Source organism: Hyphomonadaceae bacterium BL14, assembly GCA_027627705.1.
Lineage (GTDB): Bacteria > Pseudomonadota > Alphaproteobacteria > Caulobacterales > Maricaulaceae > Oceanicaulis.
This window is the reverse complement of sequence record CP091242.1, coordinates 1,031,210-1,053,919: the sequence shown is the minus strand read 5'-3', so window position 1 is coordinate 1,053,919 and position 22,710 is coordinate 1,031,210. Positions and strand designations below refer to the sequence as shown.

Genomic DNA, 22,710 nt, shown 5'->3' with positions numbered 1-22,710 from the left:
CTCAAGTCCTGTTAACCCTTTTCGGGCTAAACGCATTCAGTTGTGTTGGCAGGAGTGTCGCATGGGGCCGTTGGTGCCGGCGAAAATGGATCAGTTGCGTGGCCTTCTCGCCAGCCTTCCTGGCGATATGGCGCAGCGCCTGTGTGCCATGGCGGGGCAGGCCGATCCGGCGCTGGGACGTCTGCTGGGCAATTGCCTGAGCGACCCTGACGAACTGTCGCGCGAGCGATTCTTTGCCCCTCTTGCACCGCTATCGGGAAAGCCCGGTTCGGACCGCCCCGCGGTGTCGGTGGTGCCGGTCGCCCTGTTGCGGGCCCTGTGGGCCTGGCTGGGTGAGGAGCTGTCACCTGATATCGCTGCGCGCGTGCGCGCCATTGCCCTGGACCCGTGTTCGCCGGACACGCCGGGCCAGCTGGACCCGGAGCGCGCCGCCGGTGCGGCACTGATGGTGGAGGCGTTCAAGCAGGCCGAGAACGACCCTCGGGCGCGTAAGCGCCTGCAGGCGCGTCTGGACGTGGAGCGCTTTGATGAGGCGCGCGACGTGGCCACCATGCTGCGCCTGGCACCGGTGCTGCGCATGGCGCTGACGGGGCTGGCCCCGGTGATCGACGATCCCGATGACGCCCAGTGCGAATTTATTCGTGACCGGTACGAAGCCGCCGCGGCATCTGACCCTGATGCGGGTCCGTGGGTGCTGCTGCTCATCATGGCGCGTTTCAACCGGCCCTGGCGGCTGTTGCGCGTGTTCGAGCGTCTGACGCATCGCGATGATGACCTTCTGGTGGGCAAGACGGACATGGCCCTGATCGGTGACGTGCTCTTGCGCGATGCCGCCTACCATCTTGCCGGTTTCCGCGCCGCCCCGCGGACCGAGGCTGAAGCGCGCGCCGCGGCTGCGGCAGTGACCGCTTTTGCGGCGGTCACCGTGGGCATGAGCCGGGAAATCGGCATTCGCAAGGACGGGCCCTGGGGCAAGCGCATCATGGATTTGCGCGCGCGTGCCAGCGAACAGATGACGGCCATCCATGAAGCCGCCCGCCGCGCTGTCGGGCGCGTGTTGCCGGAGGCTGACAAGGGCCCGCGCCGCTTCACCCAGCCGCGTGAGGAGGACATGGAACAGGCGCTGGCGCATTGTCTGTTCCTCGCGCTGACACGCGACGACGCGGGCCGTGCGGCGGTCGGCGGTGCGCACAACAGCGTGATCGCCGAGTTGGCGAATGCGTTCGAACGCGCTGGCCAGGGCGCGCTGGATGCACTGCGCAGCCAGGACGCACAGCACCGTGAGGCCGGTTCGGCGCGCCTCAACTACATTGCCGCGCTGATGCACGCGCTGGGGCAGCGCGAGGCGGGCGCAGTCCTCCTGCGCCGAGGCGCCGCAGCCCTGGCGGCGTAAATTCCTTCAAAGCGGGCCCGGACCGCTCTATCTAGACACTTATGACATCATCGCTTCCTTCCGCTCTTGAAGCTCGCGCCGCCGCTGGCGCGCGCCTGTCATCGCCGAGCGCGGCGCGCAATCGCGACGCCATCGCCCGGGCTCTGGCCGGGCTGTTGCCCGGGCGGGCGCGTGTCGTGGAAATCGCCAGCGGCACGGGCGAGCATGCGCTGGCCTGTATTGCCGCGCGCCCGGACCTCATCTGGACGCCCAGCGATCCCGATCCGGACGCGCGCGCCAGCATCGATGCCTGGGCTCTGGACGCGGGTGGGGCGATCGCCCCGGCGCGCGATCTCGACGTGACCCGGGATGGCTGGGAGATTGCGCTCGAAGCCGACGCCATCTTTTGCGCGAACATGATCCACATCGCGCCCTGGACCGCGGCGGAGGGCCTGTTTGCCGGTGCCGGCGGCATCCTGAAGCCCGGTGCGCAACTGCATCTCTATGGCCCCTTCCTCGAGGGTGAGGCCACCGCACCGTCCAATCTGGAATTTGACGCCAGCCTGCGTGCGCGCCATCCCGGCTGGGGTGTGCGGGCGCTGGCCGCGGTCGATGCACTGGCGGCGCGCTGCGGGTTTGAGCGGGCAGGCCGGCTGGAGATGCCGGCCCATAACCGGCTCGTGAGCTATCAACGGAGTGCGTCATGATCGCCTTCACCCTGGTGTGTATGGGCATTGGCGCAGCGGCGGCGATCTGGCTCGCCCGGCCCCTGCTGCAGGAAGCGGGCGCGGCGCGCCTGATCGGTGTCGGGGCCGGGGCGTTCCTGGCGCTGGGGGCGCTGAGCGCTTATTGGGTCAACGGCATGCCCGACGCGCCCGGCGCGCCCTATCAGCCCCGCATGGAAGCGCTGCGCGGCGCCGATCCCGAAACGCTGAGCCCGGTGGAGCAGGAAGAATGGCTGCGCGATGCCGTGCGCCGCGACGGGCGCGATATCGAGGCGCGCCGCCTGCTCGGGCGGTTTCTGGCGGCCACCGGGCGCGAGCTGGAAGCCATCGCCCATTTCGAGCAGGCCATCCGTGTCAGCCCGCAGGCGCGCCTGTTCAATGATCTTGGCCAGACCATTGTCACGCTGAACCAGGGCACGGTCACGCCCGAGGCCGCGCGCGCCTTCACCTCCGCCCACACCGAAGACCCCGCCATGCCCGAGCCGGCCTTCTTTCTCGGGGCTGCCGCCTATGAAGCCGGTGACCGCGCGGCAGCCGCCTCCTATTGGGGCGGGATCATCATGCGGCTGGATGAGGACGACCCCTACCGCGCCGCCATCGCCTCGCGCGCTGCCGATCTGTTGTCGCGCCCGTCCATGGGCGGGGCCGATCCGGCGGTCCTCACCGAGGGCGCTGAACGCCCGGACGTGGAGGTGATGATCGAGGGCATGATCGCCCGGCTGGAGACCCGGCTGGAATCCGAACCGGCGGATGTATCGGGCTGGATGACGCTGGCGCGGGCGCGCATGATGCAGGACAATCCGCAGGCCGCCGCCAGCGCGCTGGCCCGTGGCCGCGCCGCCTTCGCCGACGACCCGGGCGCGCGCGCGCTGATCAGCGCGCTGGGCGCCGCTTTTGAACTTGAGGAGACCGACGCGTGACCAAAGCCCGCAGACGCCTCTGGATCACCGCCGCCGCCGGCGCGGTGCTCATCCTCGCCGCCACGCTCGCCTTCACGGCCATGCGCGATGCGATGGTGTTCTTCTATTCGCCGACCATGGTCGCGGAAAATCCGCCCGAGCCTGGCCAGCGCGTACGCGTCGGCGGTCTGGTGGTGACCGGGTCGGTGGAGCGCCCGTCCTCGGGCGGTGCCAATTTCACCGTTACGGACGGCAATGCCGAGATCCGCATCCTTTTTGCCGGTGCTCTGCCGGACCTGTTCCGTGAAGGCCAGGGCATCGTGGCCGAAGGCGTGTTCGGCGATGACGCCCGCTTTACGGCCGCCAACGTGCTGGCCAAGCATGACGAGAGCTACATGCCGCCTGAAGTCGCGCGGGCCTTGCGCGATTCGGGTTATTGGCAGGATGAAAACGCGCCTGCTTCAAGTTATGGTGACAGTGTTCAGGAGACGGGCCGATGATCGCAGAGATTGGCCGCTTCCTCATAGCGCTGGCGTTCCTGGCATGTGTCGCCCAGACACTTCTGGCCTGGCGCGGCGCGGACCAGGGCGGACGCTCGGGCGCGGCGCGGGCCGGCACGGCGGCCGCGGAGATTGCGGTGATCGCCGCCGGTGTCGCCTTCCTGCTGCTGGTTATCAGCTTTGTGCGCTCCGATTTCTCCATCGCCTATGTCGCGTCCAACTCCCATGTGGACAAACCGCTTCTGTACAAGATTTCCGGCACCTGGGGCGGACATGAAGGCTCGATGCTGTTGTGGTGCTGGATTCTGGTCCTGTTCGGGCTGGGCCTGGCGCGCATCGGACCGAAGGACCCGGCGCTGCGCGCGCGCGCGGTGAGCTTCCAGGGGCTTCTGTCCTCGCTCTTCTTCGCGTTTCTGGCCTTTGCGTCCAACCCGTTCGAGCGGATTCTGCCCGCTCCGATCCAGGGTGCGGACCTCAATCCGATCCTTCAGGACCCGCTGCTCGCGATCCATCCGCCCATGCTCTATGTGGGCTATGTCGGTCTGTCAGCGGCATTCGCCATCGCCGCGGCGGGCCTGATGCAGAAGTCCGGCGGGCGTGAACTGGCCAGTGCGCTGCGCCCCTGGGCGCTGGGCGCCTGGGTCAGCCTGACGGGCGGCATCGCGCTGGGGGCCTGGTGGGCGTATTACGAGCTGGGCTGGGGCGGCTGGTGGTTCTGGGACCCGGTGGAGAATGCCAGCTTTATGCCCTGGCTGCTCGGCGCAGCGCTGGTCCACTCGGCCATCGCGACCGAAAAGCGCGGCGCGTTTCCCGGCTGGACCGTCTTCCTGGCGCTCATCGCCTACATCCTGTCTATTCTGGGTGCCTTCCTCGTGCGGTCGGGTGTGCTGACCTCGGTGCATGCCTTTGCGCTCGATCCCGAACGCGGCGCGTGGATTCTGGGCATGCTGGGCATTTCCGCCGTGGCCGGGTTCGCGCTTTTCGCCCTGCGCGCAGGCTCTCTGGGCGAGGGTGACGGGTTCGAACCGACCAGCCGTGAGGCCTTCATCGGCGCCAATAATCTCCTGCTCGCCGTGACCGCGGGCGTGGTGCTGATCGGCACGCTCTACCCGTTGTTTGTCGATCTCATGGGTTGGCCCATGATCTCGGTGGGTCCGCCCTATTTTGATGCCTCGGCCACGCCGCTGCTCATTCTGGCGGCCGCCCTGATGCCGGTGGCAGCCTTCATGCCCTGGGCCAATGGCGGCGCGAAGCCGGGTCTCAAGCAGATGCGGGCGGCGCTTCTGCTGGTGCCGGTGGCGGGCGTCATCATCGCCTTCATCGCCTTTGGCGCGCCGGTTCTGGCAGTGGTCGCGGGCGGCGTGGGGGCCTGGGCGCTGTGCGGCGCGGCCATGGATGTGGGCGTGCACTGGCGTGCCGCCAAGGCGCGGGCCGCGCGCTTCTCGGTAGCCGGCCGGGCGCTGGCCCATGCCGGGGTCGGTTTCATTGCGCTGGGGGCCGCTGCCGACGCCTCGCGCCCGCCCGATCTGCACCGCTCGCTGGCCCCGGGCGAAAGCCTGTCGATTGCGGGCCGGACCCTGACGCTGGAAGGCGTGCGCCGCGCGGATGGCCGCAATTACATGGCAGACCGTGCCACCATCCGCGTGGATGACCGCTACACCGTCAGCCCGGAGCGGCGCTTCTACCCGGCCGCCGACCAGACCACGCGCGAAGTCGGGCTGCGGTCAGACTGGCGCGGCGATCTCTATCTGTCCGTGGGCGAAGCGCGCCTGCGTGAAGATGGGGTGATGGTCTATGAGCTGCGCGCAGCCTATCACCCGCTGGTCTGGATGCTGGGATTTGGTGCATTCCTGGTGGTGGGCGGCGGTGGTCTGGCTCTGACCGGACGGCTCATGTCCGGCGCTCCGGCGCGGGTGCGCAGAGAGACGCCCGAGCCGGGCGCAGCGTCTGCGCCGTTGGATGCCGCGGAGGCGGGCGCATGATCGTCAAGGCGCTCATGCTCGCCCTGGCCCTGCAGGCCGCGCCCGGCGGATTGCCGCCGGAAGAGGAAGCACGGGCCCAGGCGCTGATGCGCGAGGTCCGCTGCATGGTGTGCGCAGGCGAGTCGGTGATGGATTCCAACGCCCCCATGGCCCAGGACATGCGCCGCTTCATCCGCGAACAGGTGGCGGTGGGCCAGACCGACGCCGATCTGCGTCAGGCCATGGTGGAGCGGTTCGGCCATGAAGTGCTGATGCGCCCCACCTTTGATGCGCGCACGGCGCCGTTGTGGATCGCGCCGCTGATCCTGATGCTGCTGGGCGGGGCGCTGTTCTTCACGGCAATGCGCAAGCCCCGCACGCGGCCGTGATCGCTGCGGGCCTTGTCCCGGTGCCTTGCCATCCCCACCCTTGAGGGGATGGAAGCACGGGGGCACAGCGCCATGCGCACGGACAAGGTGACTTTTGAAGGCGCGCTTGGCGAAACGCTGGCCGCGCGTCTGGAGCGTCCGGCCGGCCCGCCGCGCGCCTGGGCGCTGTTCGCCCATTGCTTTTCCTGCTCCAAGGACATCCACGCCGCCCAACGCATTGCCCGGCACCTGACGCGTCACGGCATTGCTGTTCTGCGGTTCGACTTCACCGGGCTCGGCCAGTCCGAGGGTGATTTCGCCAACACCAATTTCAGCTCCAATATCGAGGACCTGGTCAAGGCTGCTGAATGGCTGGCGGCGGAACATGCTCCGCCGGGATTGCTCATCGGCCATTCCCTGGGCGGCGCAGCGGTGATCGCAGCGGCCGCGCGCCTGGCCCATGTGAAAGCCGTGGCCACCATCGGCGCGCCCGCCGACGCCGCCCATGTGCGCAAGCAGTTCATGGACCATGTCGACGAAATCGAGCGCGAGGGTGAGGCGCAGGTGAAGCTCGCCGGGCGGCCGTTCCGCATCCGCCGGCAATTTCTGGACGATATTGAAGGTCACAAGCTCGACGACATTGTCGCCAGCCTCAAGGCCGCCTTGCTGATCGCCCACTCTCCCGTGGATGAAACGGTCAGCATCGACAACGCCACGCGCCTGTTCGTGGCGGCCAGGCATCCCAAGACATTTCTTGGCCTCGATCACGCCGATCATCTTCTTTCAAAGGAAGCCGATGCCCACCACGCCGCCGATGTCATTGCGGCGTGGGCGCTGCGCTATGCCGGGCTGGGTGATTGGCCCGAGCCGCCCCGGGCGCCGCAGGGCAAGGGATCAGCAGTGGTGGAGGAGACCGGGCTTGGCGGCTATCACAGCTGGGCCGCTGCTGGCCCGCACGCCTTCATCGTGGACGAGCCCGAAGCCATGGGCGGGCTGGAGGGCGGACCCCATCCGTTTCAGCTGCTCTGCGCCTCGCTGGCGGCCTGCACCACCATGACGCTGCGCATGTATGCCCAGCGCAAGGGCCATGATCTGGGCCGCATCCGCACTGTGGTGACCCATGAGCGCGGCGAAGATGCCTCCGGTGCGCCGCGCGACATGTTCAGCCGCGTGATCTCCGTGGCAGGCGGGGCAGGCGATCTCACTGACAAGCTTGTGGAGATCGCGGGCAAATGCCCGGTGCACCGTACCCTGGAACGCGTCAGCCATATCGAAACGTCGGCGGCGGACCACAGCTGACCAGATTGCCCATTCGTAATGTTGCCGTAATAATGCGGTGACCCATCTTCCGTCATGCCTGAGTGACCTACACGGCGCGCCGGTCTGCCCGCGCGTCCCCAGCGACAGGATCGCCAACCGAATGACCTTTACCCAGCGTTTGCTCGTCTCCGCCGCCGCCGGTCTGGCTCTGACCGCCGCCATGCCCGGCCTGTCCCTGACGGCCGTTCCGGCCCATGCCCAGACCTATGCCGCGCCCAACGGGGCGCCGATGAGTTTTGCCGACCTGATCGAGCGGGTCAGCCCCGCCGTGGTGTCCATCGAGGCCGAAGGCGTGGTCAATCCCGAAGGCGCGCCGGATCTCAGCCAGGTACCGCCGCAGCTGCGTGAGTTCTTCGAGCGCTTTGGCGGCATGCCCGGCCAGCAGCCGGCACCGCGCCCGCGCCGCTCGCAAGGCTCGGGCTTCTTCATCAGCGCGGACGGCTTGTTGGTCACCAACAACCACGTCATCGCAGGCGCTGATTCCATCCGCGTCTCCCTGAGCGACGGGCGCAGCTTCGATGCCGAGGTGGTCGGGCGCGACGAGCTGACCGATCTGGCGCTGCTGCGTGTCGAGCCGGGCTCGCGCCCCTTCCAGCATGTGGAACTGGCGCGCGAGCTGGAGGTCCGCGTCGGCGACTGGGTCGTGGCGGTGGGCAATCCCTTCGGTCTGGGCGGCACAGCGACGGCCGGCATCGTCTCGGCCATCGGACGCGAGATGAGCCCGGCCCAGGCCTATATCGACTTCCTGCAGATCGATGCGCCGATCAACCGGGGCAATTCGGGCGGTCCGGCCTTTGATCTCAACGGGCGTGTGGTGGGCGTGAACTCAGCCATCATCTCGCCCACGGGCGGCAATGTGGGCATCGGCTTTGCGATCCCCTCCGACGTGGCCGCCTCCATCGTTGATCAGCTGATCGAAGGGGGCGAGGTGCGCCGCGGGTATCTGGGTATCTCGCCGGCCGACCTCACGGACGATCTGCGCGACGCCATGGGCCTGGACGAGGATCTCCAGGGCGTGTTGATCAACCAGGTGCTGGCCGGCACGCCGGCCGAGCAGGGCGGGCTGCAGAACGGCGATATCGTCACCACCATCAATGGTGCAGCCGTGTCGGGCGCGCGCGTGCTGACCCAGCGCGTGGGCGCGTTCGCGCCGGGCGCGCAGATCACGCTGGGCGTGCTGCGCGACGGCCGTGAGCGCACATTGCGCGTGCGTCTGGCCGAACGTCCCGCCGATGCGGGCGGTCCCGCAACGCCGGCCCGGCCCGACCAGCCTGAAGAGTCGCCGCGCTTCTTCGGCATGACACTGGAGACGCCGTCCGAACAGGACCGCGCCCGGCTGGAACTGGGTCAGCGCGGCCTGCTCGTGGCAGATCTGGAGCCGGACTCCGAAGCGGCGCGCAAGGGCCTGCGGCCCGGCGATGCCATCCTGGAAGCAGGCGGGCGCGATGTGCGCACGATCGAGGATTTCCGCGCCGCGGCTGAAGCGGCCCGCGCGCGCGGCCGCGCGGCGCTGCTGGTGTTTGTCGCCATGCAGGGCGGTCAGCAGCGCTATGCCGCGCTGGATCTGGACTCGATGGACTAGAAGCCTCTGCGTCGGCCCGTCAGGGCGCGCTGGCGCATAGACACAGGATGTGAGATCGCCATGCGGGTTCTGATTGTCGAAGATGACCGGGAGGTCGCACGCAATATTGCGAAGATGTTGCGCGAATGCGGGCACGTCGCCGACGCCGCCCATGACGGCGAGGACGGGCTGGCGCTGGCGCGCGAGGGCGCGTTCGACGTTCTCATCGTCGACCGGATGATGCCCCGGCGCGACGGGCTGTCCATGATCTCGGCCCTGCGTGAGGAGGGCGACAAGACGCCGGTGCTGATCCTGTCGGCGCTGGGCGAGGTCGATGACCGGGTCGAAGGCCTGAAGGCCGGCGGCGATGACTATCTGGTCAAGCCCTACGCCCCGTCCGAGCTGATCGCCCGGGTCGACGCGCTCGCCCGCCGGCGCAATCCGGACGCGGTGAAGACCCGCCTGGAGGTCGGTGATCTGGAAATGGACCTGCTGGCGCGCACCGTAAAGCGCGGCGGCGAGGCCGTCCTGTTGCAGCCGCGCGAGTTCCGCCTGCTGGAGTTCCTCATGCGCAATGCCGGCCAGGTGGTGACCCGCACCATGCTGCTGGAAAAGGTCTGGGATTATCACTTCGATCCCCAGACCAATGTGATCGACGTGCACATTTCGCGCTTGCGCGCCAAGATCGACAAGCCGTTCAGCACCTCCATGCTGCACACCGTGCGCGGGGCGGGCTATCGTCTCCAGCCGTGACATAACCCCTCAGCCCGGCCCCAAGACCCGAACCGGAGGCGGCGTGACCCAGCCTGCAGGACACATCTGGCGCCTGCCGCCTTTCCTGCGGACCACCGCCTTCCGCCTGACGCTCCTGTCAGCGGGGCTGTTCGCCTTGTCGAGCTTCGTGATCCTGGCGCTGGTCTATGCGGCCACCGTCGGGGCCTCCATGAACCGGGCCGATACGGCCATCGCCGCCGAGATCGCCCAGATCGAGGCGCGCTATGCCGCCGGGGGCGCGGCGGGTGCCAACCGCTATATCGTCCAGCGCTCGGTGGGGGGCGGCGAATTTCTTTATCTCTTCCTGGACGCCGACCAGCGCCGTCTGTCGGGCAATATTTCGGGCTTGCCCGCTGCCCCTGCCGATGCGCAAGGGCGCCTGCGCTTCGTCTATGACCGCGCGCCCGCCGACGGTGCCGATGGCGGGGCAGCGCGCAATGCCCGCGGCCAGATCGCCGCGCTGGCCAGCGGTCATCGCGTGTTTGTCGGCATGGATGTGGAGGAGGAGGCGCGCTTCGTCTCCAACACGCTCAATGCCGTGCTGTTCGCCTCGGCTCTGGCGCTGGGACTGGGGATCATTTCCGGTGCCGTGGTCAGCCGCCGCTTCTCCCGGCGCCTCGACGCCATCAATGCGGCGGCCCGCGCCATCAAGGCCGGCCGGCTCGAGACCCGCGCTCCGCGCACGCACACCGGCGATGATCTCGACGAGCTGTCTTCCAACTTCAACGCCATGCTCGACCGGGTGGAGCACCTCATGCAGCGCATGCGCACGGCGGGCGATTCCATCGCCCACGATCTGCGCCTGCCGCTGACGCGCCTGCGCGGGCGCCTCGAAGGCGCGCTGATCGATTCTGATGATGCCGAAGCGCGCGAGGCCGCGCTCCAGCGCGCCATCAGTGATGTTGACGAGCTTCTGCGCACGTTCAACGCCGTCATGTCGCTGGCCCGCCTGCAGGCCGGCGAGCGCCGCCGGGCGTTCGAGACCCTGGACATCACTGCCCTGCTCGGCGACGTGGCGGAGCTCTATGAGCCGGTGTGCGAGGAGACAGGGCTGGAGTTCGCCTGCGACTGCCCGGACGGCCTGACGCTGCTGGGCGACCGCGAGCTGATCGCCCAGGCCGTGGCCAACATCCTCGACAACGCCGTGAAATACACGCCCGGCGGCGGCGCGGTGGTGCTGCGCGGCCGGCGCACCGGCGCGGGCGCGCTGGAAATCTCCGTCACCGATACCGGCCCGGGCATTCCAATGGAGTATCGCGCGCGGGTGCTGGAGCGTTTTGTGCGGCTGGAAAAATCGCGCTCCCTGCCGGGCGTCGGCCTGGGCCTGTCCCTGGTCCAGGCCATCGCCGAGGTCCACGGTGCCAGCCTCACCCTGGATGACGGCCCCGGCGCCGTGGACGGCCACGGCCCCGGCCTGCGTATCGCGCTCACCTTCCCGCCGGGCGAGGATTAGGCGGGCGCTTGCGGACCGCACGGCCTGACGATCCCGCTGCGGCGGGGGTAGGGGGGCGCCTCTCGAACCGGCTCACACGTCTCGGCCCTGCTCGCGCCACAGCCGGGGCACATCGGCCCAGCCGGGCACGGTCGCTGTGTGGTGCGGATGGCGCACGCTCAGACCCGTGATCGACACATAGACAAGGGTTTCAGGGGTTTTCGTCATGGCGGACGCCTCGTCAGTTGACAGCGTCTACCTGCTCCCATATTGAGTTGACGCTGTCAACCTGCTCGGAGATGCCGCCATGGGCGCGAAAGCCTTTCAGAAAAAATACGGACCCTGGGCCCTGATCACCGGCGCGTCATCGGGCATTGGCGAGGCCATGGCGTTCGAGGCCGCCCGCCGGCGCCTCAATGTTGTGCTGGTGGCGCGCAACGAAGCCCGGCTGGCCGATATCAGCGTTCAGCTCATGCAGACCTACGCGGTGCAGACGCGCGTCATCGTGGCGGACCTGGCCAAAGCCTCCGGCGTGGGCGCCGTGACCGGCCAGACGGCGGAGCTTGATATCGGCCTTCTGGCCAATTGCGCCGGGTACGGTACCTCGGGCGATTTCGTCGATATCCCCGCCGAAGACGAGCTGGGCATGATCGACGTCAATTGCCGCGCTTCGGCCGCGCTCACCCATGTGTTTTCAAAGCGCTTCATGGAACGCGGCAAGGGGGCCATCATCCTGATGAGCTCCATCGTGGCCTTCCAGGGCGTGGCCCGCTCGGCCAATTACGCCGCGACCAAGGCCTGGGTGCAGGTCTTCGCCGAAGGCTTGCGCATGGAGCTGGGCCCGCGCGGGATCGACGTGTTGGCCGTGGCGCCCGGTCCCGTCAACTCGGGCTTTGCGGCGCGCGCGGGCATGCAGATGGGCGGCGCGGCCCGGCCCGTGAGCATTGCGCGCGGCGCGTTCGCGGCGCTGGGGCGGACCGGATTGGTGCGGCCGGGCGCGCTGGCCAAGCTGCTGGGTTACAGTCTGGCGATGCTCCCGCGATTCGCCCGCCGGCGGATCATGAGCACGATCATGAAAGGCATGACCCGGCACACGAATGGCGACGCGAGCAAGGCCTGACACCATCAAGGATGCGTGTATCGACACCGCGCTCGAGATCATCGAGGCCGATGGCGTCGAGCAGCTGAGCCTGCGCGAGGTCGCCCGCAGGCTGGGCGTCTCCCACCAGGCACCCTACAAGCATTTTCCCACGCGTGATCATATCCTGGCCGCCGTGGTGGCGCGCTGCTACGCCGAGTTCGCCGCCTTTCTGGAGGCCCGCCCTCGTCATGACGACGGCTGGGCGGATCTGGGGGAAATGGGGCTGGCCTATCTGGGTTATGCGCGCACGTTTCCGCTGAAATACCGGCTGATGTTCAACGCGCCCCTGCCCACGCCCTCCGATCATCCCGACATGATGGCCAAGGCGCGTCATGCCTTCGACGTCCTTCAAAACCGGCTGACTTCTCTGAATGTGCGCGATGTGGCTGTGGAGGCGGACCATCCGGCGCGCCACGACGCCCTGTTCACCTGGTCCTGCCTGCATGGTCTGGCCAGCCTGATGCAGTCGGACGTGCTCCACACCCTGCCGCTGGACGCCGCCGACCGCGAGGTGTTGGTCAGCCGCCTCATGGCCCGGCTGGGCGTGGCGCTGAACCCGGGGTGTTAGGCAGGGGAATCGCATATGGACCGGAATTGCCGGATTTGGGTGAAGACGGCGCGGTCCGCTCTCCCTCCCCCTTGGGGGAGGGTCGGGGTGGGGGGCATGCAGCTTCAACCACAGATTCGTCACCCGTCACCGCCGCACACCCCACCCTCGTCAGACGCCTTCGGCGTCAGACCCCCTTAAGGGGAGGGAATAAGTACTCAAGGCCCAAATGCGATTGCCCTAGGGTGTTAGGGGGCTCAAGCCGGGCTCCAAAATCACGTCCGCCGCTGCAGCACCATCACCGGACGTCCGTCATTGTGTGCGGCAAAGCTCCGCTGATCTCTGGATGCCATAATACCGGCGCTGGGTCTGGTAGCATTCGTTCGCGCTGACGTGCGCACACATCCGCGCCGAATATTCAAGAGTATTGTAGCGATAGCTGTCACGCATGCAGACATCGTTATAAACATTGCGGCATATGTCTGCTGAACGTTCGAGCGTATAGGTATTGTAGGCCTGCCTGAAGCAGAACTGGCTTCCAACATTCCTGCAAATTTCGGCGGCCCGCTGCGCAGTGTAGAAGCGATGCGCGACGCTAAAGCATGAAATGGCGGGCTGCGCGGTCGTCAGGTGCATCGCCAGCGCGATAGAGCTCAAAACCATCATGCGCCTCCAAGATAAATCGAGCTGCCAATTGAGCACGCCGGGTTCCGGCCGGGTAACGGGCGGCAAGATTGGAATCTCGCCATGAACCCGTGCTGAACGGGGGGGCGCCGCCCGGATCGCGCGCCTTGCCGTTCCCCGCGGAGCGGGCCAGTTTGGCAGCCATGACCGCGCCCCTGCCGCAACGCCTCACCCGCACCCTGCCCATGATCGATCCTGCGCGTGCGGCGCGCTGGCGTGAGCGGATTGCGCCGGAGGCGTTTGCGGCCTGGGAGGCGGGCGGGGCGTTTCTGGACGCCGTATTCGCCGCCGCGCCCTATCTCGCCCGCACCGCCGCGCGCCGGCCCGCCACGCTGCAGGCGCTGGGCGAAGGCGCACCTGAAACCGTGCTGGCGGGGGCGCTCGACGCGGCGCGGGCCGCAGGCGCGCTGGAGGATGAGGCCGATGTGCTGCGCGCGCTGCGTCAGGCCAAGGCGGACATGCACCTCACCGTGTCGCTGGCCGATCTGGTGGGTGCCTGGCCGCTGGAGACCGTCACGCGCGCCCTGTCGGATTTTGCCGATGCCAGCGTGCAGGCGTCTCTGGCGGCGGCGGCGCGCCTCACCGGGTTTGAGGTGGATGACCCCGCCAATCCTGTGCCCGGCTATTTCGTGCTGACGCTCGGCAAGCACGGCCAGCGCAGCCTCAACTTTTCCTCCGATGTGGACCTTGTGATCGCCTGGGAGCCGGAGATCGCGCAGGGCCCAGACGGCAAGGACCGGCCCAAGAGCTTCAATCGCCTGGCCCAGAAGCTCGCCTTCCTGATGCAGGAGGTGACGGCCGACGGCTATGTCTTCCGCGTGGATCTGCGTCTGCGCCCCGATCCGGGCTCGACCCCGCCGGCGGTGAGCGCGGACATGGCGCGGCGGTATTTTGAGGCGGTGGGCCAGAACTGGGAGCGGGCGGCCTACGCCAAGGCGCGCTGGTGCGCGGGCGACCGGGCGTGCGCCGACGCGTTTCTCACTGATCTCAAACCCTTCATCTGGCGCCGGGCGCTGGATTTCGCCGCGGTTGAAGATATCCGGGCTCTGGCCAAGCAGATTCAGGCCGTGGGCGAGCGCTCGAAAGTGCGCGCGGCGGGCCATGATCTCAAGCTGGGACGCGGCGGCATCCGGGAGATCGAGTTCTATGCCCAGGTGCTGCAGCTGGTGTTCGGCGGCCGCAAGCCCGCCCTGCGCCCGGCGGGGACGCTGGATGCGCTGGCGGCGCTGGCCGCAGAGGGGCTGATCGAGGCCGGCGAGGCCGAGGCGCTGGCGCGCGCCTATACAATCCTGCGCGACGCCGAGCACCGCGTGCAGATGATCGAGGACGCCCAGAGCCAGACCCTGCCCGAGGCCAATGACGCCCGGCGCGCCGTGGCGGCGCTGTCAGGGGAGGGGGACCTCACCGCGTTCGATGCCCGCATCCGCGCCACCTTGCAGGAGGTCCATGCCCTGTTCTCGGCCCAGTTCGAGGATGGGGAGAGTCTGGCCACCGACGCCGGCAGCCTGGTGCTCACCGGGGTGGAGCCGACGCCCGACACCATCGCCACCCTGACCAGGCTGGGGTTCGAAGACCCCGCCCAGGTCTGGACGCGCCTGTCGGGCTGGGCGGCGGGCCGGGCGCGGGCGGCCCGCACCGAACGGGCGCGCCGGCTGTTCTCGCGCTTTGCGCCCAGGCTGGTGACCGCCATCGCCGCCACCGGCGATCCCGACGCCGCTCTGGCGCGCTTTGCGGCCTTCTTTGAAGGCTTGCCCAGCGGGGTTCAGGTCCTGTCCCTGCTGGTCAATCAGCCCGACCTGGCGCGTGAGCTGATGGTCATTCTGGGGCTGGCACCGCGTCTGGCCGAATTGCTGGCCCGGCGTCCCGCCCTGCTGGACGTGATGCTGGAGCCGTCTTTCGTCCGGCCCTTGCGCGAGGACCCGCCGGGCCTGATCGCCAAGCGCTTTGCCACGCTGGCCGATCTGCCGTTCGAGGACGCGCTCAACACGGCCCGGCGCATCGCCCGCGAAGAGCGCCTGCGCATCGGTGCCCAGCTCCTGCTGGAACGCGCCGGTGCCACCGAGGCGGGCATCGCGTTTGCGGCGCTGGCGGACGCGGCCATCGCGGCCATGGCCATCTCCGCGCAGCAGGAAATGTCCCGCCGCCACGGCCCGGCACCGGGGCGCTGGGCGGTGCTGGGTCTGGGCAAGCTGGGCGGGCGCGAGTTGTCGGCCGATTCCGATCTCGATCTCATGCTGGTCTATGAAGCCGACGCGGACAGCTCCGACGGCCCCAAGCCGCTGGGGGTGGAGACCTGGTTCATCCGCTTTGCCCAGCGGCTGGTCTCGGCCCTGTCGGCGCCCACTGAAGAGGGCGATCTCTACCCCGTCGACATGGCCTTGCGCCCCTCGGGCAGTCAGGGCCCGCTGGCGGTGCGTCTGTCGCGCTTTGCCGCCTATTACGCCAGCGAGGAATCCTGGACCTTCGAACGCATGGCCCTGACGCGCGGCCGCATTGTGGCCGATGGCGGGCTGGGCGCGGAGCTCGACGAGGCCGTGGCGGCGGCCATCGCCCGCAAGGTTCCCGCCGAGACCCTCCGCGCTGACGCTGCGGCCATGCGCGCGAGGCTTCTGCGCGAGAAGCCGGCCCGCTCGGCCTGGGACCTCAAAATGCGTGAGGGCGGCCTGATCGAGATCGAGTTCATCGCCCAGACCGCCCAGCTCATTGCCGGACGCCGCGCCGACCCCGGCACCGCGCCAGCCCTCGCCGCCCTGACCGCCTCCGGAGCCCTGAAGCCGGCCGAAGCCGAAGCGCTGATCGCGGCGCATGGCGACTATGCGGCGGTGACCCAGCTGATCCGGGCCGCCCACGGCGGCGGCTTCGATCCGGCGGGTGCCAGCGCCCCCTTCGCCCGTCGCCTGGCGCGCTCTGCAGGCTGTGACTCCATGGAGGCGCTGGTTCGTCTCATGGAGGCCCATTCATGTACCGTGCGGGAGCATTTTCGTACCCTCATCGGGGGATAGGTTGTAGCACAGGGGCGTGGATAGCGGCTGGCGGCGACGGATAGGGCGTGCGGGGTGCGTATCACCTGTCATGAGGGGGCTGGGGCCCTCGCCATGAAAGGTAAATCTGATGAAAATCAAGCTCCTGACCACGATGGCCGCCTTCGCGCTCGCCGCCGGTTCTGCCGGTGCTGTCGAAGCGGCGGTCTTTACCGCTGACGACCACGCCGCCACCGAACGTCCGGCCGGAAACTGGGGACAAGGCCGCCGTGGCGCCCGCGGAGCCGGCATGCTGGGCCTCGCCGCCGGAGGTGAAGATGCCGACCTGCAACGCACAGATTTTATTGAGTTTATCGGTTCCGAGTTCGACTTCCGTGACCGCAATGGCGACGGCGTCCTGACCGCTGAAGACGCCTCTCCGGCGGAGCAGGCGCGGATAGAGCGCATGCGCAACAGCCCCCGGGCCCAGGCCTGGCGTGAACGCGAGGGCGCAGACGCCGCCCCCCGCGAAATGACCCGCGACGCCTTCATCGAACGCAGCCTGTCCATGTTTGACCGGGTTGATGCGAACGGCGATGGTATTGTTTCGGCTGAAGAACGCCGTGCCGCTGCCGAACAGATGCGTGAGCGTATGCGCGAGCGCCGCGGCGATGGCGAAGGCCGCGGCCGTGGTCAACGCCGCGGAGGCTGACGCCCCAAGGAGCCGTCATGACGCGTCCCGCCCTGCGCCTGATTACAGGCCGCTCCGGCTCCCACGCCGGGGCAGGCGGGAAGCAGACGCTTGCAGACCGGGCCTTGGCGGACGGCGTGGCACGCGGCGATCGTGACGCGATCGCCGCCCTGACAAAACGTTGTCTTCCAATGGTTTACGGCTTGGCGCTTCGCCTGTTGCGTGACCCCGGCGAGGCCGAGGATGTTGCCCAGGAGGTATTCGTCAAGGTCTGGCGCAAAATCTCGAGCTATGACCCTGAACGGGCCAAGCTGGAGACCTGGATCGGCCGCATCACCATCAACACCTGCTACGACCGCCTGCGCAAACGCCGCGAATCCCCCCTGGCGGACGATGATGCGCCGGACCTGCCGGACCCGGCGCCTGATGCAGAACAGGCCATGGGGGCCCACCAGGCCGCCAGCCGGGTGCGCGCAGCGGTGGCAGCTTTGCCCGAGCGTCAGCGCATCGCACTGGAACTACGCCACTTTCAGGATATGAGCCAGGCTGAGGCCGCGCATATTCTTGACGTGAGCGAAGAGGCTCTGGAATCCCTGCTGGCGCGCGCGCGGCGGAGTTTGAAAACAGCGCTTCTTAACGAGGCCGCCGCTATGATCGGCACGCTCAGCGATGGGCGAGGAGGCGAGACATGATGACGCTTGACCGCTTTGAAGACCTGGCCGGACTGTTGGGTCCGGACCTGGCGCGTTGGCCAGAGGCGGAGCGGGGCGCGGCGCAGGCCTTCATGGCCGCAAATCCGCAGGCGGCCCGCGCCGCGCTGGCGCAGGTCAGCGCGCTGAATGATCTTCTGGAATCGGCCCGTGATGCGGTGCCGGGCCTGGCCCTCTACGACGCCGTGATCGCCAGTGCGCCGGCTGCGCACGACGCAGCACCGCGCTGGTCAGCAATGGCGGCGGCTGCGGCTCTGCTGGTCGGCGTCAGCGCCGGCTGGCTGACCACCGAGCCCCCCCAATCCGATGACGAAGTGCTGTTTGAGCGCGCCTTTGCCGTTTTGGCTGAAGATGAGACTGACTGGCTGGAGGAGGCGGCGCGATGACCAAGCTCAATATCTGGATCATCCTTCTGATTGTCTCGGTCTTGGTCAATGGTGTCCTGATCGGTGCCGGTGCCCGTACCTGGTTGGCCGCGCCAGTGCCTGAAACGGCGCAGCAGCACAGGCCGTCCGGCCCAAGCGGCGCATTCAGCATGCGCGCTTTCATGCGCGCGCTTCCCGATGATAGCCGGGCCGAGGTGCGGGCGCGGTTTCAGGCGGCCGGACCGGAGTTGAGGGATCTTGGCCGGTCGGCCTGGCGGGCACAGGAGGCGGCCTTTGATGCTTTACGCGCCGAGCCTTTTGACCCTGCCGCCGCCCGCGCCGCCACTGCCGCGGCGCGCGATGCGCGCGCCCGGTTTGAAGCGCGATCCGAGGCGGTGATCCTGGAGACTCTCGCGGACATGGATCCTCAGACACGCGGGCGCGTTATCGAGGAGACCGTGGCGCGCCGTGACCGGCCGCGGCGCGACCGGAGCGGTGACGGGCCGCGCTAAGCTGTGTCGCTGGCCCGAATAATCTCGCCCGTGCGCGTCTCTTCGGCCGAGCACAGCGCCAGGAATGCCGGGGCGATCTCGTCAGGGTGGGGCAAGCTTTGCGGGTCTTCACCGGGAACCGCCTTGGCCCGCATGCGCGTGCGCACACTGCCCGGGTCCAGGAGGTTGACGCGCACGCTGGAGCCCGACAGCTCCATGGCCCAGCTCTTGACCAGCGCATCCAGCCCGGCCTTGGACGCGCCATAGGCCGCCCAGTAGGCGCGTGAACGCTGGCTTCCGATACCCGAAGTCGTGAAGACCGCGCGGCCTGCGTCAGCGGCCTTCAGAAGCGCCTCGAATGCCCGGATCAGTCGGGCCGGGGCCAGAAGATTGACCGCCAGCACCTCGTTCCAGACCTTGGCCGGAATCTGCGCTGTGGGGGTGAGCATGCCCAGCACACCGGCATTGACCACCAGGATATCCAGCTTGCCCCAGCGCTGCTCCACAGCCTCGGCAAGCTTTTCGATGCCGTCCGCCGAGGTCATGTCCATCGGCACCAGGGTCGCCGAGCCGCCTTGCTTGCGGATGGCGTCATCAAGGTCTTCCAGGCCACCCTGGGTGCGCGCCGTGGCAATCACGTGCGCGCCTGCGCCCGCCAGTGCCAGAGCCACAGAAAAGCCTATGCCGCGCGAGGCACCGGTTACCAGCGCCACGCGGCCCTCAAACGGGCGCGATTGGGTCATGCATCCACCAGAAGCGAGAGTTGTTCATCCTTGTTGGAGCGCGCCATGTCGCGGTCCACAAGCCGGGTCGGGTATTCCCCGGTGAAATAGTGATCGGCCAGTTGCGGCCGGTCCGGGTCGCGCGCTTCGCCGCGCACCGCCCAGTACAGACCTTCCACCGACAGAAAACCCAGCGAATCGCACTCGAGCATGGCGCGCATGCGTTCGGGGTTGTGGCTCGCGGCCATCAGCTCCTCGCGCATGGGCATGTCGATGCCGTAGAAATCGGGATGGGTGATGGGCGGGCAGGCCGAGCGGAAGTGCACTTCCGTCGCGCCGGCCTCGCGTACCATGCGCACGATTTTTTTCGATGTGGTGCCGCGCACGATGGAGTCGTCGATCAGCAGGACGCGCTTGCCTTTCAGGACAGACGGATTGGCCGCGTGCTTGCGCCGCACGCCCAGGTCGCGCTTGGCCTGGGTTGGCTGGATGAAAGTGCGCCCGACAAAGTGAGAGCGGATGATGCCGAGATCAAACGGGCGTCCGATCGCTTCGGCGAACCCCAACGCAGCGGCCATGCCCGAGTCCGGCACAGGCACGACCACATCGATGTCGGCGGGGGTTTCTTCGGCCAGCCGCCGTCCCATGCGCTTGCGCGCTTCGTAAACCGACACACCGTCAATGATCGAATCCGGGCGCGCAAAATAGATGTACTCGAACGCGCATGGGCGCGCCGGAGTGCGGGGCGCATAGCGGCGCGACTCGATGCCCTTGTCAGACACGATGACCACTTCGCCAGGTTCCACCTCGCGCAGCAGACGGGCACCGATCATGTCCAGCGCGCAGGTCTCGCTGGCGAAGATGACCGCGCCATCCAGATCGCCCATGACCAGCGGGCGGATGCCCAGCGGGTCGCGCGCGCCGATCAGTGTGTCATTGGTCAGGCCCACCAGCGCGAACGCGCCCTCGATCTGGGTCAGCGCCTGGATCAGACGGTCCACCGCTTTGGTCTTCTTGGAGCGGGCGGAAAGCTGCAGGATGACTTCGGTGTCCGAGGTGGACTGAAAAATCGCGCCGCCCGCGACCAGTTCGTCGCGGATAGCGCGGGCATTGGTCAGATTGCCGTTATGGGCCAGCGCCACGCCGCCTCCGCGGACATCGGCATAAAGCGGCTGGACATTGCGCATCACCGCGCCGCCTGACGTGGAATAGCGCACATGGCCGATCGCCATGTCGCCTGCCAGCGCCTTCAGGCGTGCAGGGTCGGTGAAATGGTCGCCCACCAGGCCCAGATGACGCTCTGAGTGGAAGCGTCCGGCATTGTAGCTGGTGATGCCGCAGGCTTCCTGGCCGCGATGCTGGAGCGCGTGGAGCCCGAAGGCCGTCAGAACCGCAGCTTCCGCCGCGCCGCGCACCCCGAACACGCCACATTCCTCGCGCGGACGATCAGTTGCGGCGTCGTAGGTGAGACTGGGAAAGCTCATGTCATCGGCTCCCGTCGAGTGTGCGCTCGATAAGCCGCCCCAACTCGTCCTCGTCAACATCGTCCTGCCGTCCGTCAGCAGCGCCGTCGCGTGCCCAGCTGCCTTCGGGTGCCAGAGACTGAAGCAGATGAGCCGTCGCATTGGCCAAGGGATAGGCCTGAGATCGCATGAGCCAAGCCGGTTCGGAACCCGGTAACGTATTCTTGAACACCAGCACCAGCAGCCCAAGGAGCACGAGGCCGCGTGCGAGCCCGAAGATGAAGCCGGCTGTACGATCGATCACGGTCACGTCCTCGCCGCTCTTCACCCCCTTCTGCAAGGAGCTGGTGACGAAGCTGACCGCCAGATAGACCAGCAGGAACACCACGGCCACCACAATGAGATTGGCCAGGATATCTGACGCGATGACGCCCTGGAGCAAGCCGGCGAACACGGGACGGGTCCACAGCGCTGCGAGGGCTGCTGCGACGAAGGCGGTAACGGTGAGCGCTTCGCGCACGAACCCGCGCATCAAGGCCATTACGCCGGATGCAAACAGGATGATCAGGGCGAAGAGATCAAAACCGGTCAGGGTTGCATCCATGGTGATCCTCCTGGCCCTGAGCTTAAGCCGGGTCCTGGCCGAGCCGGCGCACCAGCGCCTGCACGGTATCCACGCTGTCGATCCTGAGGCCCGCGCCGTCAGCGCCTTGCGGGGCAAGGGCGCGATTGAAGCCCAGCTTGGCGGCTTCCTTCAGGCGCGCTTCGGTTCGGCCGACCGGGCGCACATCGCCTGACAGGGCGATCTCGCCGAAAACAACGCCATCACCGGGCAGGGGAGTGTCGAGGAAGGATGAGATCAAGGCTGCCGCCACCGCCAGATCCGCCGCAGGCTCGGCGATTTTCAGTCCGCCCGCGACGTTGAGATAAACGTCACGGCCGCCAAAGCCAAGGCCGCATCGCGCTTCCAGCACGGCCAGCACCATCGCAAGGCGCCCTGAGTCCCAGCCCACCACGGCCCGCCGCGGCGTGCCGAAGGCGGCCGGTGCCACCAGCGCCTGGATTTCCGTAAGCACAGGCCTTGTGCCCTCCATGCCAGCGAATACGGCGGCACCCGATGTGTTCGCGCCGCGCCCGTCCAGGAACAGGGCAGACGGGTTGGACACTTCCTGCAGGCCGGACTCGGCCATTTCGAAGACACCGATCTCGTCAGCCGGGCCGAAACGGTTCTTGACGGCGCGCAGGATGCGGAACTGGTGGGTGCGCTCGCCTTCAAAATAGAGCACCGCGTCCACCATGTGCTCAACGACACGCGGACCCGCAATCTGGCCGTCCTTGGTGACGTGGCCCACCAGCACGACAACCGTGTTGCGCTTCTTGGCGAAACGCACGAGTTCCTGAGCGCAGGCGCGCACCTGTGCCACTGTGCCCGGGGCGGCGGCCAGCTGATCGGACCAGAGGGTCTGGATCGAATCCAGCACGGCGACGTCGGGGCTTTCCTTGCGCAGGCCATCCAGGATGACCTCCAGTGAGGTCTCGGCCGCCAGGCGCACCGGCGAATCAGCCAGGCCCAGCCTGCGCGCGCGCCGCCGGACCTGACCGGCCGCTTCCTCGCCGGAGATGTAGACGGTGGATGCGCCCGCATATGCCAGGCGCGCTGCCGCCTGCAGCAGCAGCGTCGATTTGCCGATTCCCGGATCGCCACCCACGAGGATTGCCGAGCCGGGCACAAGGCCGCCGCCGGCCACCCGGTCCAGCTCGTCAATGCCGGTGACAAGCCGGGGCGGGTCAGGTGTCTCGCTGCCTAGGTCGACCAGCTCCAGCTTGGGCCGCCGGCTGGCGCGCGCAGGCGCGGCCTTGGAGCCGCTCCCCAGGGGCGCACTGGCCGAGGCTTCTTCGGCCAGTGAGTTCCACGCACCGCACGCGTCGCACCGGCCGGCCCACTTGGCGTGGACCGCTCCGCAGGACTGGCAGACATAAACAGTCTCAGCGCGCGCCATTCATCCCCCGGCTTGTCACAGCAG

Annotated in this window: 22 protein-coding genes; 17 read left to right on the top strand and 5 right to left on the bottom strand. The window is 68.1% G+C overall.

All coding sequences use genetic code 11. From position 1 onward, the window contains the following. The first annotated feature begins 61 nt into the window (after nucleotides 1–61). The 12 genes from L2D00_04995 to L2D00_04940 all read left to right on the top strand — a co-directional run bounded on the left by L2D00_04995 (nucleotide 62) and on the right by L2D00_04940 (nucleotide 12,621). Nucleotides 62–1,393, top strand: coding sequence for a hypothetical protein (locus L2D00_04995; GenBank protein WBQ14045.1), 1,332 nt, complete (start codon nucleotides 62–64; stop codon nucleotides 1,391–1,393). Between the two features lie 41 nt (nucleotides 1,394–1,434). Next, nucleotides 1,435–2,079, top strand: coding sequence for a class I SAM-dependent methyltransferase (locus L2D00_04990; GenBank protein WBQ14044.1), 645 nt, complete (start codon nucleotides 1,435–1,437; stop codon nucleotides 2,077–2,079). Further along, complete coding sequence (locus L2D00_04985; protein WBQ14043.1) at nucleotides 2,076–3,017, top strand: hypothetical protein; 942 nt, start codon at nucleotides 2,076–2,078, stop codon at nucleotides 3,015–3,017. The genes L2D00_04990 and L2D00_04985 overlap by 4 nt, the downstream gene beginning before the upstream one ends. Beyond that, entirely contained in the window at nucleotides 3,014–3,496 is a 483-nt protein-coding gene (gene ccmE, locus L2D00_04980; GenBank protein WBQ14042.1) for a cytochrome c maturation protein CcmE, read from the top strand. Before L2D00_04985 ends, ccmE begins: the two co-directional genes overlap by 4 nt. Next, a complete protein-coding gene (locus tag L2D00_04975) occupies nucleotides 3,493–5,478 on the top strand; it encodes a heme lyase CcmF/NrfE family subunit (GenBank protein WBQ14041.1) in 1,986 nt (661 codons plus the stop codon). The genes ccmE and L2D00_04975 overlap by 4 nt, the downstream gene beginning before the upstream one ends. Then, a complete protein-coding gene (locus L2D00_04970) occupies nucleotides 5,475–5,846 on the top strand; it encodes a cytochrome c-type biogenesis protein CcmH (protein ID WBQ14040.1) in 372 nt (123 codons plus the stop codon). Before L2D00_04975 ends, L2D00_04970 begins: the two co-directional genes overlap by 4 nt. Nucleotides 5,847–5,918: 72 nt before the next feature. Continuing rightward, nucleotides 5,919–7,124, top strand: coding sequence for an alpha/beta fold hydrolase (locus tag L2D00_04965; protein WBQ14039.1), 1,206 nt, complete (start codon nucleotides 5,919–5,921; stop codon nucleotides 7,122–7,124). A 121-nt stretch (nucleotides 7,125–7,245) separates the two neighbouring features. Continuing rightward, nucleotides 7,246–8,727: a Do family serine endopeptidase gene (locus L2D00_04960; GenBank protein WBQ14038.1), complete on the top strand. Its 1,482-nt coding sequence runs from the start codon at nucleotides 7,246–7,248 to the stop codon at nucleotides 8,725–8,727. 60 nt (nucleotides 8,728–8,787) lie between these two features. Next, nucleotides 8,788–9,459, top strand: a complete 672-nt coding sequence (locus L2D00_04955) for a response regulator transcription factor (GenBank protein WBQ14037.1) — start codon at nucleotides 8,788–8,790, stop codon at nucleotides 9,457–9,459. A 43-nt stretch (nucleotides 9,460–9,502) separates the two neighbouring features. After that, complete coding sequence (locus L2D00_04950; protein WBQ14036.1) at nucleotides 9,503–10,933, top strand: ATP-binding protein; 1,431 nt, start codon at nucleotides 9,503–9,505, stop codon at nucleotides 10,931–10,933. A gap of 286 nt (nucleotides 10,934–11,219) precedes the next feature. Then, entirely contained in the window at nucleotides 11,220–12,032 is an 813-nt protein-coding gene (locus tag L2D00_04945) for an SDR family NAD(P)-dependent oxidoreductase (GenBank protein WBQ14035.1), read from the top strand. Further along, a complete protein-coding gene (locus tag L2D00_04940) occupies nucleotides 12,010–12,621 on the top strand; it encodes a TetR/AcrR family transcriptional regulator (GenBank protein WBQ14034.1) in 612 nt (203 codons plus the stop codon). Before L2D00_04945 ends, L2D00_04940 begins: the two co-directional genes overlap by 23 nt. 291 nt (nucleotides 12,622–12,912) lie before the next feature. Here L2D00_04940 and L2D00_04935 read toward each other — a convergent pair whose 3' ends face one another. Further along, a complete protein-coding gene (locus L2D00_04935; protein ID WBQ14033.1) occupies nucleotides 12,913–13,266 on the bottom strand; it encodes a hypothetical protein in 354 nt (117 codons plus the stop codon). A 161-nt stretch (nucleotides 13,267–13,427) separates the two neighbouring features. Here L2D00_04935 and L2D00_04930 point away from each other — a divergent pair, with 161 nt between their 5' ends. The 5 genes from L2D00_04930 to L2D00_04910 all read left to right on the top strand — a co-directional run bounded on the left by L2D00_04930 (nucleotide 13,428) and on the right by L2D00_04910 (nucleotide 18,522). Further along, nucleotides 13,428–16,286, top strand: coding sequence for a bifunctional [glutamine synthetase] adenylyltransferase/[glutamine synthetase]-adenylyl-L-tyrosine phosphorylase (locus L2D00_04930; protein ID WBQ14032.1), 2,859 nt, complete (start codon nucleotides 13,428–13,430; stop codon nucleotides 16,284–16,286). Nucleotides 16,287–16,395: 109 nt separating this feature from the next. After that, nucleotides 16,396–16,956 (top strand): hypothetical protein, encoded by a 561-nt coding sequence (locus tag L2D00_04925; GenBank protein WBQ14031.1) that lies wholly within the window; start codon nucleotides 16,396–16,398, stop codon nucleotides 16,954–16,956. A gap of 17 nt (nucleotides 16,957–16,973) precedes the next feature. Continuing rightward, on the top strand, nucleotides 16,974–17,627 hold the full coding sequence (locus L2D00_04920) for an RNA polymerase sigma factor (protein ID WBQ14030.1): 654 nt from the start codon (nucleotides 16,974–16,976) through the stop codon (nucleotides 17,625–17,627). Continuing rightward, the gene (locus L2D00_04915; GenBank protein ID WBQ14029.1) at nucleotides 17,624–18,031 is read left to right on the top strand and encodes a hypothetical protein; all 408 of its coding nucleotides are present in this window, start codon (nucleotides 17,624–17,626) and stop codon (nucleotides 18,029–18,031) included. The genes L2D00_04920 and L2D00_04915 overlap by 4 nt, the downstream gene beginning before the upstream one ends. Then, on the top strand, nucleotides 18,028–18,522 hold the full coding sequence (locus L2D00_04910; GenBank protein WBQ14028.1) for a periplasmic heavy metal sensor: 495 nt from the start codon (nucleotides 18,028–18,030) through the stop codon (nucleotides 18,520–18,522). Before L2D00_04915 ends, L2D00_04910 begins: the two co-directional genes overlap by 4 nt. Here L2D00_04910 and L2D00_04905 read toward each other — a convergent pair. The 4 genes from L2D00_04905 to radA are packed head-to-tail and all read right to left on the bottom strand — an operon-like array spanning nucleotide 18,519 to nucleotide 22,686. Beyond that, a complete protein-coding gene (locus tag L2D00_04905; protein ID WBQ14027.1) occupies nucleotides 18,519–19,244 on the bottom strand; it encodes an SDR family NAD(P)-dependent oxidoreductase in 726 nt (241 codons plus the stop codon). The genes L2D00_04910 and L2D00_04905 overlap by 4 nt on opposite strands. Continuing rightward, entirely contained in the window at nucleotides 19,241–20,707 is a 1,467-nt protein-coding gene (gene purF / locus L2D00_04900) for an amidophosphoribosyltransferase (GenBank protein WBQ14026.1), read from the bottom strand. The genes L2D00_04905 and purF overlap by 4 nt, the downstream gene beginning before the upstream one ends. 1 nt (nucleotide 20,708) lies before the next feature. Further along, the gene (locus L2D00_04895) at nucleotides 20,709–21,290 is read right to left on the bottom strand and encodes a CvpA family protein (protein ID WBQ14025.1); all 582 of its coding nucleotides are present in this window, start codon (nucleotides 21,288–21,290) and stop codon (nucleotides 20,709–20,711) included. Nucleotides 21,291–21,312: 22 nt separating this feature from the next. Continuing rightward, entirely contained in the window at nucleotides 21,313–22,686 is a 1,374-nt protein-coding gene (radA, locus tag L2D00_04890; protein ID WBQ14024.1) for a DNA repair protein RadA, read from the bottom strand. Nucleotides 22,687–22,710 lie beyond the last annotated feature (24 nt).

Bases quoted from the DNA above. Each gene is read 5' to 3' on its own strand.
- L2D00_04970 (WBQ14040.1), top strand. From the start codon at position 5,475: ATGATCGTCAAGGCGCTCATGCTCGCCCTGGCCCTGCAGGCCGCGCCC.
- L2D00_04915 (WBQ14029.1), top strand. From the start codon at position 17,624: ATGATGACGCTTGACCGCTTTGAAGACCTGGCCGGACTGTTGGGTCCG.
- L2D00_04975 (WBQ14041.1), top strand. From the start codon at position 3,493: ATGATCGCAGAGATTGGCCGCTTCCTCATAGCGCTGGCGTTCCTGGCA.
- L2D00_04910 (WBQ14028.1), top strand. From the start codon at position 18,028: ATGACCAAGCTCAATATCTGGATCATCCTTCTGATTGTCTCGGTCTTG.
- L2D00_04945 (WBQ14035.1), top strand. From the start codon at position 11,220: ATGGGCGCGAAAGCCTTTCAGAAAAAATACGGACCCTGGGCCCTGATC.
- L2D00_04925 (WBQ14031.1), top strand. From the start codon at position 16,396: ATGAAAATCAAGCTCCTGACCACGATGGCCGCCTTCGCGCTCGCCGCC.
- L2D00_04960 (WBQ14038.1), top strand. From the start codon at position 7,246: ATGACCTTTACCCAGCGTTTGCTCGTCTCCGCCGCCGCCGGTCTGGCT.
- L2D00_04995 (WBQ14045.1), top strand. From the start codon at position 62: ATGGGGCCGTTGGTGCCGGCGAAAATGGATCAGTTGCGTGGCCTTCTC.
- L2D00_04895 (WBQ14025.1), bottom strand. From the start codon at position 21,290: ATGGATGCAACCCTGACCGGTTTTGATCTCTTCGCCCTGATCATCCTG.
- radA (WBQ14024.1), bottom strand. From the start codon at position 22,686: ATGGCGCGCGCTGAGACTGTTTATGTCTGCCAGTCCTGCGGAGCGGTC.
- L2D00_04905 (WBQ14027.1), bottom strand. From the start codon at position 19,244: ATGACCCAATCGCGCCCGTTTGAGGGCCGCGTGGCGCTGGTAACCGGT.
- L2D00_04930 (WBQ14032.1), top strand. From the start codon at position 13,428: ATGACCGCGCCCCTGCCGCAACGCCTCACCCGCACCCTGCCCATGATC.
- L2D00_04955 (WBQ14037.1), top strand. From the start codon at position 8,788: ATGCGGGTTCTGATTGTCGAAGATGACCGGGAGGTCGCACGCAATATT.
- L2D00_04920 (WBQ14030.1), top strand. From the start codon at position 16,974: ATGACGCGTCCCGCCCTGCGCCTGATTACAGGCCGCTCCGGCTCCCAC.
- L2D00_04985 (WBQ14043.1), top strand. From the start codon at position 2,076: ATGATCGCCTTCACCCTGGTGTGTATGGGCATTGGCGCAGCGGCGGCG.
- purF (WBQ14026.1), bottom strand. From the start codon at position 20,707: ATGAGCTTTCCCAGTCTCACCTACGACGCCGCAACTGATCGTCCGCGC.
- L2D00_04935 (WBQ14033.1), bottom strand. From the start codon at position 13,266: ATGATGGTTTTGAGCTCTATCGCGCTGGCGATGCACCTGACGACCGCG.
- L2D00_04940 (WBQ14034.1), top strand. From the start codon at position 12,010: ATGGCGACGCGAGCAAGGCCTGACACCATCAAGGATGCGTGTATCGAC.
- L2D00_04965 (WBQ14039.1), top strand. From the start codon at position 5,919: ATGCGCACGGACAAGGTGACTTTTGAAGGCGCGCTTGGCGAAACGCTG.
- L2D00_04990 (WBQ14044.1), top strand. From the start codon at position 1,435: ATGACATCATCGCTTCCTTCCGCTCTTGAAGCTCGCGCCGCCGCTGGC.